General features: G+C 30.7%; 12 protein-coding genes. 7 read left to right on the forward strand and 5 right to left on the reverse strand.

Translation table 11 applies throughout. The annotated features are described in order from the left end of the window. Positions 1-500 precede the first annotated feature (500 nt). The 7 genes from EI427_RS01455 to EI427_RS01485 all read left to right on the forward strand — a co-directional run bounded on the left by EI427_RS01455 (position 501) and on the right by EI427_RS01485 (position 14641). Positions 501-9737, forward strand: a complete 9237-nt coding sequence (locus EI427_RS01455) for a T9SS type A sorting domain-containing protein (protein WP_126610894.1) — start codon at positions 501-503, stop codon at positions 9735-9737. A 171-nt stretch (positions 9738-9908) separates the two neighbouring features. Beyond that, a complete protein-coding gene (locus EI427_RS01460) occupies positions 9909-11084 on the forward strand; it encodes a class I SAM-dependent methyltransferase (RefSeq protein WP_126610895.1) in 1176 nt (391 codons plus the stop codon). A gap of 116 nt (positions 11085-11200) precedes the next feature. Further along, the gene (gene hflX, locus EI427_RS01465; protein WP_126610896.1) at positions 11201-12466 is read left to right on the forward strand and encodes a GTPase HflX; all 1266 of its coding nucleotides are present in this window, start codon (positions 11201-11203) and stop codon (positions 12464-12466) included. A gap of 60 nt (positions 12467-12526) precedes the next feature. Continuing rightward, complete coding sequence (locus EI427_RS01470) at positions 12527-12958, forward strand: YybH family protein (RefSeq protein ID WP_126610897.1); 432 nt, start codon at positions 12527-12529, stop codon at positions 12956-12958. 15 nt (positions 12959-12973) lie between these two features. Continuing rightward, positions 12974-13705, forward strand: a complete 732-nt coding sequence (bshB1, locus tag EI427_RS01475; RefSeq protein ID WP_126610898.1) for a bacillithiol biosynthesis deacetylase BshB1 — start codon at positions 12974-12976, stop codon at positions 13703-13705. 175 nt (positions 13706-13880) lie between these two features. Further along, positions 13881-14243: a hypothetical protein gene (locus EI427_RS01480; protein ID WP_126610899.1), complete on the forward strand. Its 363-nt coding sequence runs from the start codon at positions 13881-13883 to the stop codon at positions 14241-14243. Between the two features lie 155 nt (positions 14244-14398). After that, positions 14399-14641 carry a hypothetical protein gene (locus tag EI427_RS01485; RefSeq protein ID WP_126610900.1) on the forward strand — a complete coding sequence of 81 codons (243 nt, stop codon included), beginning with the start codon at positions 14399-14401 and terminating at the stop codon, positions 14639-14641. A gap of 170 nt (positions 14642-14811) precedes the next feature. Here EI427_RS01485 and EI427_RS01490 read toward each other — a convergent pair whose 3' ends face one another. The 5 genes from EI427_RS01490 to EI427_RS01510 form a co-directional block, all read right to left on the reverse strand. After that, positions 14812-15363, reverse strand: coding sequence for a hypothetical protein (locus tag EI427_RS01490; RefSeq protein ID WP_126610901.1), 552 nt, complete (start codon positions 15361-15363; stop codon positions 14812-14814). A gap of 148 nt (positions 15364-15511) precedes the next feature. Next, on the reverse strand, positions 15512-16063 hold the full coding sequence (locus EI427_RS01495) for a hypothetical protein (RefSeq protein WP_126610902.1): 552 nt from the start codon (positions 16061-16063) through the stop codon (positions 15512-15514). Positions 16064-16260: 197 nt separating this feature from the next. Further along, entirely contained in the window at positions 16261-16746 is a 486-nt protein-coding gene (locus EI427_RS01500) for a hypothetical protein (RefSeq protein WP_126610903.1), read from the reverse strand. A 118-nt stretch (positions 16747-16864) separates the two neighbouring features. Continuing rightward, positions 16865-17383 carry a hypothetical protein gene (locus EI427_RS01505; protein WP_205727891.1) on the reverse strand — a complete coding sequence of 173 codons (519 nt, stop codon included), beginning with the start codon at positions 17381-17383 and terminating at the stop codon, positions 16865-16867. A gap of 259 nt (positions 17384-17642) precedes the next feature. Beyond that, complete coding sequence (locus EI427_RS01510) at positions 17643-18179, reverse strand: hypothetical protein (RefSeq protein ID WP_126610905.1); 537 nt, start codon at positions 18177-18179, stop codon at positions 17643-17645. Positions 18180-18326: the final 147 nt, after the last annotated feature.

Genomic DNA, 18326 nt, shown 5'->3' on the forward strand with positions numbered 1-18326 from the left:
AATAGGTTATAAAGTGAATTTATTTGCAGTAATATTACTAATAATAGTAATGCTAGAAAACAATTTATCTAATTTTCTTTCATTTTTTGAAATGAACATTCATTTATTTTTATAATCTATCAAATTGGATAATTTAAATATATAATAGTTATTTAAATGTCTGATTACGTGTTTTTTATCCTTATATCACATTTGCTTTTATTGTGAAAATATAAAAATAACAAGAATAGGCTTCATTGATTTGATATTTTTGATAAATATTAATCAATAATACCTCTAAAAGGGGATGTTATATTACATCCAATTCCTTATCTTTGTTAAAATTAAAAAACTGTGTACTTCCGAGAAATATTTAAAAGCAATACTTAATTCCTATTGTAAACTAAATTTATTGTGTAAATCTTTTTAAGAACTGTATTAATACTAACATCAATCAAATTCATCGAATTGATTTCCACAATTCTCGGACTATTTTACTGTGATAAACTGTTATTTAAATTATGATAATTACATCCAAACAAAAGTTTACCCAACTATTGTGTTTAATTATTTCTATTGTATCAATTACTGCTTATGGGCAAGTATTACCTACAACAAACTTAAAATACCATCTTAAAGCATCTTCTTATGACGATGTGAATAATGAATGGTCTGACGAATTAGACAATACAATTAAGTTTGTAGCAGAGGTAGGCAATGAGCCATCGTTAATAAACAATGGTTTAAAAGGAAATGCAACTGTTCAATTTAGTGGACAAGATTACCTTTCATTTGACCAACCTATGTCCGATGTTAAATCAGTTTGCATAGTATTTAAAAATGATGGTTTTTCTGCATCTGCCTCTGTGTATAAGAATGTAAATCTTATTGGAGGAGCACAAAAACAAGTCATAATTACAGGAAACTATCCAAACAATAGTAACACCTTTCGTTTTGGAGTTACAGGAGACGAAACTTGTAAATTTAGTCTTGATTTAAATGAAGACCTTGTTAGTGGTGATAATGATGGTAATAGTTTAGCTTCACAGTATACTTGGACAATGGGACAATGGCATATTCTAGAATTAGAATATACTAAAGATCTTGTAAATGATTTGGCATTAGACGGTAATGGTAAAATATATATAGGAGCACTACCTTTTCATGGAGATATCGATAAGAATACTTTTCAAGGAGAAATTGCTGAAATATTACTCTATACAGATGAACTAACGAATGATAAAAGAGCAGAAATAAAGGACTATATAAATACAAAATACTTTACAAAAAAAACTTGGTACACCTATAACGATGGTGTAGCAAATAGAGATTGGAGTTCTCCTTCTGCATGGACTTTAGATAATACAGGAAATACATTTGATAACCCAGATAATGAAATTCCAAGTATTGGAGATGACGTTTATATTATAGCAAATAAGAGAATTAGAATAGATAATTCAGTTGCGAATAAGAAATATGGTTTACTGGATATTTCGTCAGGATCTGAGCTAGTGCTTGATTCAGATGTTATAGGTTTTAATTTTAATATTATTAGAGGAGAAGGTGCTATTAATGTTGAAAATGAAACCTCAATACCTACGGGCTCTTATACAAATGCAGATAGAGGTTTTTCAAATAAAGGACAGGGAACTTTAATAATAAATAATTCTACAGATATAGTATTTAGTAATGACCATATATTGTCTTCTTTTATTAAAAGAGGAGTGGGTGAGTTATCTATCAAGGATATTGAAATTTATGATGATATAATAATTGAAGAAGGAAACGTAGATGTATCACTTGCAACTACTTTAAAATTATATGGAAATTTTAAAGTAGAAAAAAAAGGAAAAGTCCTTGATAAGGATTCCCCTAAAGAAATAGTTTTACATGGAGATCTTACCAATTATGGAAATATTGATTTAGGAAAATCTTATTTTTCTTTTGAAGGAGAAAATAACCAATTAATACAAGTATCTGTTACAGAAAATGGAATAGATAATGGAACTTTTGAAGTAGACTACCTTAAACTAGATAAAAATTTAAGACAAAATGAAGTTACTTTAAGAGCTGCCTCTCCTTCGTCATTTAAAATGAATTATTCTGGTGTGGATAATAATTTTATCAGCAACCTCTATAAAGGAACCATAGTATTTGATGAAGAGATCCATTTAGATTTGAATACTAAAAGCAACGGTAATGTAGTGGTATCAGAGGATGTTGTAATAACATTAAATAGCCAATCTTCAATAATATATATGGAGAAAGGAAATGCTCTTGTTCTTAAAGGTGAAATTCATGTTAACTCTGGTAACTTGATTATGACAAGAGGGTTATCTAGTTTAGGAAGTGGCCCAGGATATGGTATTACAATTTATAACCAAGGGAAATTTTATATTAGATCTGGAGGTGTTACAGAATTAAGACAGTTTAGAACGTCATATGCAGGAGAAAATCATCAAGGATCTTACGAACAAACAGGTGGATACTTTAAAGTAATCGGATACCCAAGTGATTTTCAACCATTTTCTCTGCCTTATTCAACAACTTCATTCACAATGACTGGAGGTATTCTAGAAGTTGATGGTAGTAAATCTGGCAGTATATTATCTGATAGAGGGATATTAATTGGATCTGGAAATGGTAATTATAATGTTTCTGATAATGGGAAGCTGATTATAAATACACTTGCAGGACAGGAAATTAATATAGCATCAACTGTACCTTTTCCAAATGTATTAATAAATGGAGAAGGTGCTGTAGCATTACAGCCTTTAACATTTGAAACAATTGCATCAGAACCTAATATTGAATTAGAAGAACCATTAAAAGTACTAGGCTCATTAGAAATTAATACTAATTTTTATACGGATAAGAATGATGTAGAAATAGGTAAAGACCTTAAAATTAACAAAGAAAGAGTTTTTGTATATAGTAAAAAAAAGAATGATGATGATGGTAATGATATAAGGTATAGAAGAAATAGAAATAACATAATTTTTAATGGCCCTAATAAAAGTTATATCAATTTAAATTATGCATTAGAAGAGGATGATAGTGGTGATGAGTTAATTTTAAATGGCTTAATTCTCGATAAGGATGTAGTTTATGATGGAACCCAAACTAGTGTAGCTTCATTATCAATTATTGCTCATTCTAGTCATTTAAAAACTACATTAAATACTGATCATTTAAGTTTTAGGAAAAGAGAACAAAACGCAAGTAATATTTTAAAAATCGAAAATAATGTAAAGATTATTAATGGTTTACTTGATCAAGGAGAATATTCAATTAGAACAGAAAGTGAAGAATTATATATAGGTAAAACAGGTCAGTTAGGCTTTTATGAACATGGAGTAACACCAAAAAATGCATTAATCAAACTAAGACCAGATGATCAAGTAATTACTATTGATGAAGGAGGTAAGTTAGGTAATATAAAAATTAATGCAGAAAATAAGCAACTTTCTATTATTGGTGACTCACATTTTCAAAGAGCATATTATAAACATGGAACAGTTTATATTGGTAAATATCTTGCAAAATTTGATATAATTGAATACTATCTTGAAGAAGACAGTGGGTTTGGTTCATTTATTTATAAGTCAAATAAATATGATGATAGTGACAATATAACATCTACAGGGGAAAAAGAATATAATAACTTTTTCTTAACAGATGGAAATGACTCAGATAAAGGCCTTTCTTTAAGGATAGATGAGAATATATGGTATGATGATACAAATGGTAAGGTGGATTTTGTTTTTCCAATGGCCTACCTCGACGACGTAAATAAAGTATACACTCCTATTCGAGTAGAGTTTGAGTCTAATGCTTTTCCTATAGCGATAGACGGAGGGTACATTAACGTAAGACCAGTAAAGAGTAAATTAGCAACTGCAGATAACTCAAAGGGCTTATTAGATTTTTATTGGAAAATTAATAGAGATGGTTTTGATGATGAAGGGATAGTAAATTATCCAAAAGTTAAATACTTTGGTTATTTACCAACATCTTATGATGTAACGGGGTTATTACCAGGTAAAGTACTAAATGGAGATGACCTGACTGTTTCTAGATTATCTCCTGGTAAAGAAATTTCTAAATATGAGAGATTTGCTTTCACAGAACCTTTAACTCTAGAACATTATGATTATTCATTCTCAGGGAATAAAGATTATCCAGATGATAATCATTCACCTGAATACCACCTAATTACTTTTGCAGAAGATTGGAATAGTACAGATGGTTCTAAATCTGTAAATTATCTTGCTTTAGAGACGTCTTATTTAACAGTAGGTGAAAAAGAGGCATTCATAGGAGCTCCTAAAGTATTACACTGGAATCCAAAAACTCATTTTAGTGGTACATTTGCAAATTGGAACGAGTCAAGCAACTGGGCAACCTATGACAAAGAGGGTAACCGTACAGAAGACGCAGGAATTCCTTCAGAAAATGATGTAGTGATCGTAGATTCTCCATTATATAAAGATGCTTCTTCTCCTTATTATATCACTAATGCACCTAAGTATATTCAGATTTATAATGGTGTTGATGCATTAGCAGCTAAAGTGATATTTTCAGAGCAAAACCTTACAGGTGTTTATATTAAAGAGAGCAGCTCTTTAACAACTTCAATAATGGAAGGTCCAACTCAATTGAATGTGTTTTATTTCCCAGCTAGTGATGTAGATGATGATGGTAATAGCAAAAATGGAGTTATTGATGGAGATATTGGTGCTTGGGGTCAACATGCTAAATCAGAATATTTAATTCAATTAGAAGGGGAAACAGCTGGATATAATACTTACCCTGATCAAAACCCAGATATTGATTTAACAAAACCAATTATTGAAATTAATCAATTATCTAATTTAATTAATTATCCAAAAACAACTATTGCGGGTACAAGAAGAGAGGTAAGAGCAGCGTACTTAAATTTCGAAGAATTTTCAACTTCTGATTTAACCATAAGAAACGGTACATTTTTAGTAGTTGGTGGCTCTTCTTTAAATAATAAAATTACTGTAGATAACTTGAATATTGGTTTAAATAACTATGGTCAAACTAAATCAGGTTTAATTTTTACCAATAAAGAAAATGTTGCTGTAGAAATGAGTGTTGGAGACTTATCGTTCTACAATAATTCTCATGATAAATCTAATCCATATATATTTTCTGCTGTAGGGAAATATATGACAATTTTAGATGATGGGACTAATAATGTGAATCATAAATTATATGTATCTGGAAATATAAAAATTGATTTAGATAAAACTTCAAATGTTGGAGGTCAAACACCAGGGGTATCAAATACATATTTAGATTTATCACCAGAAAATTATACTTCGGTACATACAACTTTTAACGGAGATAATAATTCTACAATAACGACCACAGGGTTAACACCAGATGAAAAGGCTTTTACTTTTGGTAGAGTAACTTTTGATAAAAGTGATAAAGCAGTAAAAGTAGAATTTGAAACAAATACATCATTTTTAGCTCCACTTAATAATGATGTAATTAATGAGGATAAAAACTTTGTAATAAATAAAGGAACTGTTGTTTTAGGTCATGAAGATATTGATGTTGATTTAAATAAATCAGCAACACCAATTATTTACGATTTTATTATACCAACTGATGCTGTATTAAGAGTAGAAAATGGAGCGACAGTTCGAATGACAGGTGAAGCTGCTGGTTTACAGCTAAATGGAGGCCTTGAAATTTTAGGAGGAAATGCAATATTAAATTCTGGTTTATCTACTGATTATAATTTTATTGAATACGGAAATTCTGGAGATGCCTATATTTTAATAGAGAATATATATAATAATGATGGAACCTTACTTCATCAGGCAAACTTAGATATAGGAGCTCAAATAAGAGCCAATAAAACAACGAATGTTGGTATTGTAAATTTTACTCAGAATTCAGGAATTGTTAAAATTGGTGGACAATCAATTCATAGTGATTTTAAAAACAAAGGAGTATTGAATTTAACAGGTTCGTCTCAGACATATATCAATTTATTATTTCCTTATAAAACTGACGAAAATAGTTTTACTTTAAAAGGAGGAGGTAATTTATACACAGATGCATATTTTATAGGTGCGGAAGGATTTAATGAAAGTAGATTTGTATATGGTGAAAATACTAAAATTAGTATTGATACAGACGAATCAACTTTGTTTAAAGTTTTTATCCCCAAATTACCTAGTTTAGAGATTTTAGATGGTGCAATTGAATTTGTGGTAGATGTGAATTTCTATGGTGATATAGAAATTAAAGAAGACGCAAAAATAGATCAAGGTATAACATCATTAACATTAATAGCTACAGATAATATTACTAATAATGGTACTTGGGAAAGTACTGCTGGAAGTAATTTTATTGTTGCAAATGCTGATAACACTTTGGTAACGTATTCAGGACAAAAAGGGTCTCATGTATTTAATAACTTATCGATTAATAAAGGAACATTAAAATTTGATGGACCTTTTGATAATACTGATATTGACGTTTTACAAAGCCTAACGGTTGAAGCTTCTTCAGAATTAGAATTATCAGGATTAAATGTTCATTTAAAAGGAGCTAATCAAACAATTTTAGGTAAGGTTACTTCCTCTTCATCAAATTACATAGTGTTTGATTCTAATGATGATGTTACTCAATATTTGACCACAGATTTAGGAGAATTTGATAATATTGAAATAAATAATAAGAATGGATTATATCTTAATGACCTCAGTAATTCAACATCATTTTATGCGTTAAAAATCAACAAAGATTTATTAATGACGAAAGGATCATTTTTTATCCAAGAGAAAACATTATTATTTGGTGCATCAGCAGAAATATCTAATGGAGGAGAAGCTTTTGATGAAGATAAAATGATAATTCCTAGTGGAAAAAGAAGGGATGGTGGCGTAATTAAAGAATTTATAGGGAAGTCAATAGAAAAAGTTGAGTTACCTCTAGGAACAAATATTAATGGTGATAAGAAGTTTTCACCTGTAGTTATTGATTTAACTAATAATAAGGTTGCAGATATTAATTCTATGTACTCTATTAAAATATTACCGTTAGATTACTATTATCCAAGTTTAGTGAAATCAGGTATTGTTAATCCTGATTTATTAGATTACACATGGTTTCTATATTCATTAGATAAAAATGGAAATGAAGTAGAAGTACCTGAAGGTTTTGATGCTGAGCTTGTTTTATCTTATTCAGACACAGATATCCTACAAGATAATACGAAAGAAATTGATTACTCTAGTGTTGTTTTTTATGAAGGTTCATTGACATGGCAACGAAACTCAGGGGTAGTAGATGTGAGTAATAATACAGTCACATATAGTTTATCAAAAGCATTGGTTTTAGATGTTATAAATAATGGTTCATTAACTGGAATTTATACTATTGGAGACCCAGGAAGTATGAGTATTGGTATAAATAAATATATTAGTAATACTGATGCTGATAGTTGGATGGAAGATGGTATATGGAATATAATACCTTTAGAAAAAGATAGAGATGAATCAATCACAATTGATGGTACTGAAATAATTTTCCCTATTTATGGTGAAGGAACTCCTATCTACGCAGGTAATGGTAACTACCCTGAAGAAGGGGCAATTGCAACTATTAAGACTGGTCATACCGTAACATTGGGAAATAATTTAACCTTGGAATTATCTGAAGTTGTTATTGATGGGACTTTGATTCTATCAGAAAAGAATGGAGATAACTATTCACAAGGTCACTTTGGTGAAATTTCTGGTTCGGGTATTTTACACATGAAATCAACTGCTAAGAAACCTACAGGAGATTGGTCTGCATTCTTTAAAGTAGCAGGAGGGGAAATTATTGTAGAATTACCTAATAACGATGTAAACTTTACAGAAGGTGATGGAGCAGGTGCTTTATTAACGTCAGTCTTAGATGGAGGAAATCAATTAAGAAAATTAACTTTACTTGTTGATGATAAGTTAAATGATGGGAAGACAATAGACTACTTATTAAATAATAAAGATTTTACCGTTGGAGATTTACAAGTGGGTAATTTTGCTACTTTTACCATGGATAATAATAATTTTATGGTTAATGGTGAAATAGGTATTGATAATGCAAAACTAAATTTAGGTGAAAATTCTTTCTTAACATCTCACGGTTTATTTAAAGCATCTAATAATAGTGAAATTGATTTTAAAGGAGGTTTAATATTATATCAGGATTTAAGTATTGAACCAAATTGTAAGTTTATTTCTTCCAATTCATCTATTGTTACATTTAAAGGAAACACACCTATTCAACATGTAAAAATGTCTGGAAATAATATTTCGAATATTATTGTAGATAAAGCAAATGTTAATGATGTTGTTAATTTTACAGATGACATTAGATTAATGAATGAATTAAAGTTCATACAAGGTAAAGTGAAATCAGGAGGCCGAAGTAAAAAAGGAGCTAAAATGAGTGGCTTTTTAACTATTGTTAGTCCTGAAAAAATTATTGATTATAGTCCAGAGGCATATATTTTTGGAAGAGCACATTTTGTAATGGATGCTGGAGTCTCAAGTGATGTAATTTTTCCTATAGGAAATGAAGATCATTTTTATCCAATTGGAGTAACTACAATTGCATTACAACATAATGTAGTATGGACTGCAGATTATATTGATCATGAAGATAATACATCACCTTCTGATGAATTACCTCAGGACGGGTCTAGTAATTTAATTCAAGATGTAGATGGTAAAGAAATAAGAGCTATCCAGAAAAGTGGAAGATGGATTATTGAACCACTCTTAGAAAAAGATGAGGAAATTGATATTTTTATTCTTCAATATATTTCTAAAGCAAAAAAAGAATATGTAGATCTTTCAAATAATCAAAATTTCAGAACTGCTTTTCAATCGAGCTCAATTAGTGGTGATTCACAACATCAATATGAGTTAATTGGAGGACAAACTATTGAAAGAGAATTTAGAGATAAAGATGATAATGTTCATTTCGTAATGCAACAATCTAGTGAATCAATTACTTATAGAGGTGTTGAGGATGAATTTGGAAATAAACGTCCTGCAAAAGTTGTTAAGGCATTAAGTGGCTTGCGTACATCGGCTAGAGTTGCTGCTTTAGAATCTGAAAATGATGGTTTCTCATGGGCTTATGTTGATGAATCTAGTAGTCCAGAATTAGAACTGCCTATTGAATTAATTTACTTCAATGTAGAACTAACGTCATTAAAAAGTGTAAATATTGAATGGGCAACAGGTTCTGAGCTAAATAATGAATACTTTGTTATTGAAAAATCGAGAGATCTACGAACTTGGGTAGTGGTTGATGAAATTAATGGAGCTGGAAATTCAAATAGTCAAATAGATTATTCTACGGTTGATGTAGAGCCTTATAAGGGGAAAACATATTATAGATTAGTACAGGTTGACTTTGATGGGAAATCTGAAATATTTGGTCCAAAATATGTAATATTAGGAGCTGAAGATATCGCTCCCGATGCTATCGTTTACCCAAATCCTAATAATGGCAATTATTTAAATATCCAATTGTTAAATTTCGAAGAAGATAGAGTACAAACTATAATGTATAATCATCTTGGTAAATCAGTATATTCAAAACTCCAAGAAGATATTTCTTTTAAATTTGATATTTCTAACCTACCATCAGGTGTTTACTTTATTAAATTAATTCAAAGTAAAAGACAGGTGATAAAGAAGGTGATAATTAAATAGAATAGTAATTTTTAATAAAAAAGGTGATGGTCAACTAAGATCATCACCTTTTTTATTAAAAACACACATTATTAAGAGCTATTGTTCAAATCATCGATATAAAAGGAAATGAATTGATTAATTTTGCATCGATTTAGGAATATCTTCCTTATAACGAATGATTTAAAGTATATGAGTCTCATCAACGTAGATAAATTTGAACAACACCTTAAAGATAGTTTAGCAAATAACTCTTTTGTTAGAATTACATTATCCAATAAGCGTGTAAAAGAAAATGAATTACGTTCAATCAACGGAAAGTTGGTAGAACTAAAGAAAGGTTTGCATTTATCGTGTCTTTACCGTTACCCTACAAAGGATATTACAAAAAATTATCCGATAGAAGAGGTGGTAGAGAAAATGATGAAATATTTAGAAGATGACTTCTATAATGCAGAATTATATACATTAGAAGCTGATTATCTTTTATTAATTACATCTGCTACTACAGCGAAACTTCGTGTTAAGAAGGCAAGTTCAAAAGAGCAACCTAAATTACAACACGACAAGCAGAAAAATAGAATTATTGATCCAAAAGACAATGTTTATTTACAAGAGCTAGGTGTTACTACCAAAGAGTTTAAAGTAAAAAATAGCATGCAAGATAAGTACCGTCAACTCAATAAATATGTTGAAATTATTGATGGTATTTTAAAGAATGTAGACTTTTCTGAAAATTACAATGTAGTTGATATGGGAGCCGGAAAAGGTTACCTTACTTTTGCATTGTACGATTACCTTACAAATGTTGTAAAACAGAAACCTCATGTTATTGGGGTAGAAATGCGTAAGGAATTAGTAGAAAAATGTAATGGCATTGCTGATAAATCAGATTTTAAGGATCTTGATTTTAAAGAAGGCACAATAAAAGAAGTAGACTTACCAAATATAGATCTTCTAATTGCACTACATGCTTGTGATACAGCAACAGATGATGCAATTTATAGAGGAATAAAAGCACAATCTAAAGTAATTGTTTGTGCTCCTTGTTGCCATAAGCAAATAAGAAAACAGATAAACCCTGAAGATAGCTTGAGTAAGATTACACAATTTGGTATCTTGAAGGAACGTCAGTCAGAATTGCTTACTGATGGTATTCGTGCGTTAATTATGGAAGCTTATGGTTATAAAACTAAAGTTTTCGAATTTATCACAACAGAACATACACCAAAAAATGTATTAGTGGTAGGTGTTCAAGATGAAGTGAGAGATACGCCAAAAGAAGATATTGTTGCACAAATTAATGAAATTAAAAAAGTGCACGGTATTCGTCAGCATCATTTAGAAAGTTTATTGGAAATGAATTAATTTCATATCATCCAATAAATACATTAAATTTGTTTAAACAATTTTAGCATTTGATCTATTTTGAGCTAAATACAATTAGTATCAAGATGAGCTAAAGAATAAAACAGGATACGTTTTTGAAAAAAGAATTTCACAGTACTAAAGATAATAAAGCCCCAAGAGCTGTTTTGATAGGGCTTGCACTTAAAGACCAAACGGTAGAAAAAGCACAAGAGTATTTAGACGAATTGGCTTTTTTAGCAAGTACTTTAGGTATAGAAACAGTTAAAACTTTTATTCAGCGTTTAGATACGCCAGATAAAAAGACATTTGTAGGTAAAGGAAAGCTAGAAGAAATTCTAACTTTTGTTCATGCAGAGGGAATTGATACCATTATTTTTGATGATGATTTATCGTCTGCCCATGCAAGAAACCTAGATAGAGAAGTAGAAGATTTAATGATCATAGATAGGTCTTTATTGATCCTTCAGATCTTTGCCATGAGAGCAAAATCTTCTCAAGCAATTACACAGGTTGAATTGGCGCAGTACCAGTACATGTTACCTCGTCTTACTAACCTTTGGACACACCACTCTAGACAAAGAGGTGGTGTTGGTATGAAAGGGCCTGGTGAAACTGAATTAGAAACGGATAAGCGTATTATTCGAGATAAAATTAGTTTGTTACGTAAAAAATTAAAGAAGATTGAAACACAATCTGATTTAAGAAGAAAAGGACGTGATAAACAAGTTCGTGTTGCACTTGTAGGTTATACCAATGTTGGTAAATCTACAATTATGAAGCGTTTAAGTAAAGCAGATGTTTTTGCAGAAAATAAGCTCTTTGCAACTGTAGATTCTACTGTAAGAAAGATTACAATGAATAATGTACCTTTCTTAATGACAGACACAGTAGGTTTTATAAGAAAGCTACCAACAACGCTTATAGAAAGTTTTAAATCTACTTTAGATGAGATTGTTGAGGCAGATATATTAATTCATGTTGTAGATGTATCTCATGAATCTTTCGAAGAACATATAGATGTAGTAAACAAAACATTGGTAGAAATTAAAGCTACCGATAAATCTACCATATTGGTATTTAATAAGGTAGATAATTTTGTTGATAAGGAATATCCTCCATTCGAGGATCACCCTCCTGCAACGTTGGAAGAATGGAAAGAAAGCTATTTAGCCAAAGACAATAATAGTATCTTTATCTCTGCTGTTAAAGAAGAAGGGATCGAAGAATTAAAACTCAAAATCTTTGAATTAGTTTCTGATAAGTTTTATAAAATTTATCCAAATCACCATTCATTTGCTTACAATCAGCTTTGGATGAATCAAGGTGGTGATTGGGCAGAAAAACTTGGTGAAGATTCTGATACAGAAGAAGAAGACTAAGAACAAAAAGAGACGTAGGAATTTAAACATTTGCGTCTCTTTTTAGATTATACCATTATCATGTTAAAATATTTACTGATTACTTTACTATCTGTTCTTTTCAGTTGTTCTAAACCTAATCCCGCAACTCACGACCTAGCAGATATAGAATCAATCCTAATGACTCAAGAAGCTGCTTGGAATACGGCAGATTTAGAAGGATTTATGAATGGCTATTTACATTCCGATAGCTTACTTTTTATTGGTAAAAATGGCGTTACAAAAGGATGGGATTCAACATTAGAGAACTACATTAAAAGTTACCCAAATCAAAAAGCAATGGGAAAGCTTAAGTTCACTATTCTTAAAAAAGAACTATTGGCAGCTAATGTAGCTATGGTTATAGGTAAATGGCATCTTACTAGAGAAGATGGAAACTTAGAAGGACATTTTTCTTTACTATGGCAAAAGGTAAACGGACAATGGGTTATAGTTGCAGATCACTCAAGTTAAAAACACATATAAAAAATGAAATTAGATATATTAGTTATTTGTGCTCATCCAGATGATGCAGAGTTAAGCTGTTCTGGTACACTTATAAAAGCAATACAACAAGGTAAAAAGGTTGGCGTAGTAGATCTTACAAAAGGTGAAATGGGTACTAGAGGTACTCCTAAACTTAGAATGGAGGAGGCAATGAATGCTTCTAAAATAATGGGTTTAGCAGTACGAGATAATCTTGGGTTTGCTGATTTCTTTTTTAAGAACGATGCAGACCATCAAAAAGAAGTTTCTAGAATAATTCGAAAATATCAGCCAGAACTTATAATTACAAATGCTCCAGAAGACCGTCATCCAGACCATGGGAAAGGTGCTAGATTAGTGTTAGACGCTTGCTTTATGAGTGGGTTAAGAAAGATTGGAACGATAGAGCAAGGTGTTGATCAAGAGCCATGGAGACCTAAAAATGTATTCCATATGATCCAATCAAATTACTTAACACCAGATTTTGTAGTAGATGTAACCGCACAGTGGGATATTAAAGTAGAAGCAATAAAAGCTTTTGGTTCTCAGTTTTTTGTAGGAGAAAATGCTGATGCCGCTCCAGGAGAACCTCAAACATTTATTTCAACACCGCAGTTTATGCAATTTCTAGAAGCAAGGGCAAGGGAATACGGGCAAAGAGTAAATGCACAATTTGCAGAAGGTTTTATTAAATCTGCACCAATTAAAGTTGATAACTTAATGCAACTTATTTAAACAATTTTATTGAATAATTAGTTCTTTTGAGTTACATTATAGTTTAGTTCATGAATAAAGTGAGTGTAATTAACACTCTATTTGCTTTGGTTTAGATAAAAAATCATTTTTGTTAGTGTAAAAAAAATAAAAATTATTACTTTTGCTATTGAGGAAAAATGCACCTAATTAAATTATGCAGCGTCTAGAATCTTCTATAAAAAATTTGTTGCTCCAACAAGATAAAAAAGCTCTAGAAGGGTTTTGCCCTTATCATAGAAAGCGTATTGCTTCTTCTGTATCAGATGCAAAAGAAGAAGTACGTAAATTATTTATGAATTTTGTGGACGGTGAACTTGATAGGTTTAAAAAACAATTATCAGAAGAGGCTAGAGTGATTGTGGCAGGTATTGCAGAAGGTTATGTAAACGAGGTGTTACAACTTTTAGAAACTCAAGTTAGTAATGGTACTACTAATTTTACTTCAGAAGACTTAGTAAATGGTTTAGTAAGAATCTTTAATGTTGAAGATTGTCCTGCTTTCCAAAATAAAAAATAGATCACTTATTAAATAGTGGGAGAAAACTCTAGCAGAAATGTTAGAGTTTTTTTTTGTTCATAAAATATTTTTTTGATCAAAATTTCAACAATGATTTTTATTTAAACATTAAAGTGTTTATATTTGAGTCATCAAGATAATCAATTATTAGACACATGAGAACAATACTAAAAGGAATTTTAAGTGATGTAAGACGTGAAGGAAACAAGACACTTGCTACGTTAAGGTCTGAAAATGGAAATGATACATTATTAGTATTAAAGCCGATAGGAGAAAAAATACTAAAAGGGTATGCTGAACGATCATTTACTGTTAGAGTAAAAGGGTGGATGCAAGAAGAACTTCATCAAAGTTTTCATGTGACAAACCTTACAGGTTATTTAAAAATTGCTAGTTAGATACAAATAGGAAATTGTTTATTATTTAGTCATCCAAAATAAATAATAGATTATTGAATAGATAAAGAATAAGTAGTATGTCTTAGGGGATAAGAATATTACACTTAAATAGAAAAAGCGGCTCATACTATGGTGCCGCTTTTCTTGTATTTCGATATTATTTTTCAATACTATAACCTAAAAGTTACACCAAATTGCCCACCAGATACTGTTCCTCCTCCAAATTGAAGATTTAGGCCAATAAGATCATTAATAAACCATCTACCGCCTATTTGGATACCTCCACCAAAGCCAGTACTTTGATTACTATATCCATAGAAACCAACGTTTGCTCCAGCGTAAACATCCCATTCAGAAGTAAGATTTAATAATCTATTAAAATGATAATTTCCTAAAGCAGATAGCGTCCAGGCATTATGGTTTTTATCATCCCATTTATTATGAAATGAAAATACACCACCAACAGATATATCTGGGTGCAGCCCATTATATTCTGCTCCAAGGTAAAAGGGAATTCCATGATTACTAAACCCAAACCCAGCATTTAAATACCATGCATGACCTGATGAATAATTAGCACCACTACTCTTAGAAGAAGAAGTTTGAGATGAAGATGAAGTATTTTTAGACTCCTTATCAGTGGTATCCTGAGCAATTAAATTAACCGAACAAAGTAATCCGATGGTTAGAAGTACTGAATATCTAAATAGTTTCTTTGTCATATTTCTTTTTTTAATTGTGAACAGACAAAGTTATGCTTAGCGAAAATAGTTTGGTTAATGTTAAGTGATAAAGTATTATAAAAAAAACAGTCAACTCATAAAAATAAGTTGACTGAATAATAATTTTTTAGAGTATATGTTATAGTTCTTATAATCCGAAGTGGATACCAATTTGAGCACCACTACCAATAATAAGTTGTAAACCAATTTTTTCGTTAAAGTGGAATTTACCACCTATACCAATCCCTAGCCATAATGCAGAATAACTTGTTGCATTCTGACCGTCAGGAACGTTATTGCCATTTATATTAAAGCCAATATCACCATTGGCAAATACATCCCATTTTGGGTGAGTAATATTTAGTACTCTATCTGCGTACCATCTAAAACGTGCTCCTAGACCAATGTTGTAGTAGTTGTAATTATTATTCTTCCATGAAGAATAACTAACGGAAGGTCCAACAGTAAAATCTCTTGCGAGGTTAAACTCATAGTCTGCTTGAAAAGCAATTGAACCACTATGACTCCAATAAGTTACTAGCCCAACATTAAAATTATTGACACCAGCGTAGTTTCCACTACCTCCACTGCTCTTTCCTCCGCCACCTCCATTTTTCTTATCGTCATCTTGACCATAAGAAGATAGAGAAGCGCCAATAAGCATTAAAAGAAATAGGATATAGTTAATCTTTGTCTTCATAAATAAAAATAGTTAATGATTAATGAACGGTTTTATACAATTAATATACAATTAACGTGTGAGTGTTAATGAATTGTAATAGAAGAATCTTATATCTACTAAATTTATTCTTGAAACTGTACAACTACATTTTGCAAATAAAAAAAAGGCATACCCATTTAATTATGAGTATGCCTTTTTAAAAGTGTAATTCTTTATTAGAATTGGAAAGTAACACCAAGTTGTGCTCCAGAACCAATGATTGCTTGTAAACCAAATGATTCGCTGATGTGGAATTTACCACCAATACCTACACCCCACCATAAACCATTAGGTCCATTGATGTTGAATCCGATATCACCATTAGCAAATACATCCCATTTAGGGTGAGTTATGTTTAATACTCTATCAGCATACCATCTAAAACGGGCACCAATTGCAAAAGAAGTATCTCCATTAGAGTTTTCTCCACTTGACCAAGATTGGAATGCTACAGAAGCACCAACAGTAAAATCTTGTCCTAATTTGGCAATTTCGTAGTCTGCTTGAACACCTAAGTATTTACCAAATCCAGAAGTTAAACCAATGTTTAACGTTTTAGGACCTTGATAGTTTGCTCCACCACCTTTAGTAGTTTGTGCAAAAGCCGAAGACGTTAAGAAAATAAATCCTAAAGTTAAGATTAGATTGAATAAATTTTTCATTATGAAAGGTTGAGTTATTTTTTATTAGTAATGCAAACATACATAATATCTAAGATTTAACATATATTTATTTTAATAAAAATTAACCTATCTATAGAATGACTTGTTTATTAGGTTGTTATAATCTAAAAGTTACACCAAAGTTACCCCCAGTATACTGAGAACCTCCTCCAAATTGTAGATTTAAGCCAATAACATCAGTAATAAACCATCTACCTCCAATTTGTAAGCCTATTCCCATTCCAGAATTGTAATAAGACCAATCATCGTTTACATAATCATTACGGTCTTTATAATTGTAGTAACCAATATTAAGGCCTGCATAAAAGTCAAAATTATTAGGAATGTTCATAATACGGTTGAAATGGTAATTACCATTAAATGAAATATTCCAAGATCTATAATCATGGTAATGATCTTTGTGAGCTCTACTCCAGTTACGGATACCAAATGAACCTCCAATAGAGATATCTGGGTGTACATCATTATAATCAAAACCAATATAAAATGGAACACCATGTCCACTAAATCCTACACCTGTATTGATATAAAAAGCAGCACTATTTGAATAGTTGGTTGATTTTTTATTGTACTTTGGTTTCTGTGCAAAGACCATAGAACTAAGTAGCATTATCATTAAGAATGAAATGCTTTTGAGAGTGAATCCGTTGTTAAACATTATCTGTTTGTTAAGTAGTAAAAATAATTGCGTCGCAATATAATTGACTTAGTTTAATAAAGTAACAGAAGAAGCTACCTGAAATTTAATTTATAGATATAACAATATACAGAACATGGTTAGTTAAGAAAAAAAGGAAGAAAAAAAACATTTTAAAAAAAAAGATCCACTTAAAGCACTACGCCTTAAGTGGATCTTATATAGTTAATACCTTGTATTATAAACCAAAAGTAATACCAAATTGAGCACCAGTACCAATGATTGCATGTAAGCCAATTTTATCATTGATATGGTATTTACCACCAATACCAATACCCCAATAGATAGGTGATACATTATTTCCGCCTTGGTTTTCATAGCCATCATTATAGTTTGTATTTGAGATACCAAAACCAATGTCTCCGGATGCAAAAACATCCCATTTATTATTTGTTATACCTAATACTCTATCAGCGTACCATCTAAATCTAACACCTAAACCAATAGTGCTATATTTAGCATAAGAAGAAGACCAACCATAGTAAGATACAGCAGCTGCTACTGTGAAGTCTTGGCCTAAGTTCATAAATTCATAATCAGCCATAACACCAGTACTTCCATTACTAAAACCAACTCCTAAACCAACATTCAGCTGACCTTTTCCTTTGTAATGACTACCATTAGCAGATTGAGATTTTTGAGAATCTTGGGCAAACCCTAGAGTAGCAAAACATAATAGGATTGATGTAAATAGAATATTCTTCAAATTTTTCATAGTTATTATATAGTAGTATAAAATTTTAATTACGATTACCATTGTAATGGTTACAGGATTAGAAAACGGCTCGCTTTGGTTAAGGTTGAACAATTTATATGTTAATTAGTTAATGAATGTGTATTCATAAATTGTTGATATATAGTT

Source organism: Flammeovirga pectinis (genome assembly GCF_003970675.1).
In the GTDB taxonomy this organism is placed as follows: domain Bacteria; phylum Bacteroidota; class Bacteroidia; order Cytophagales; family Flammeovirgaceae; genus Flammeovirga; species Flammeovirga pectinis.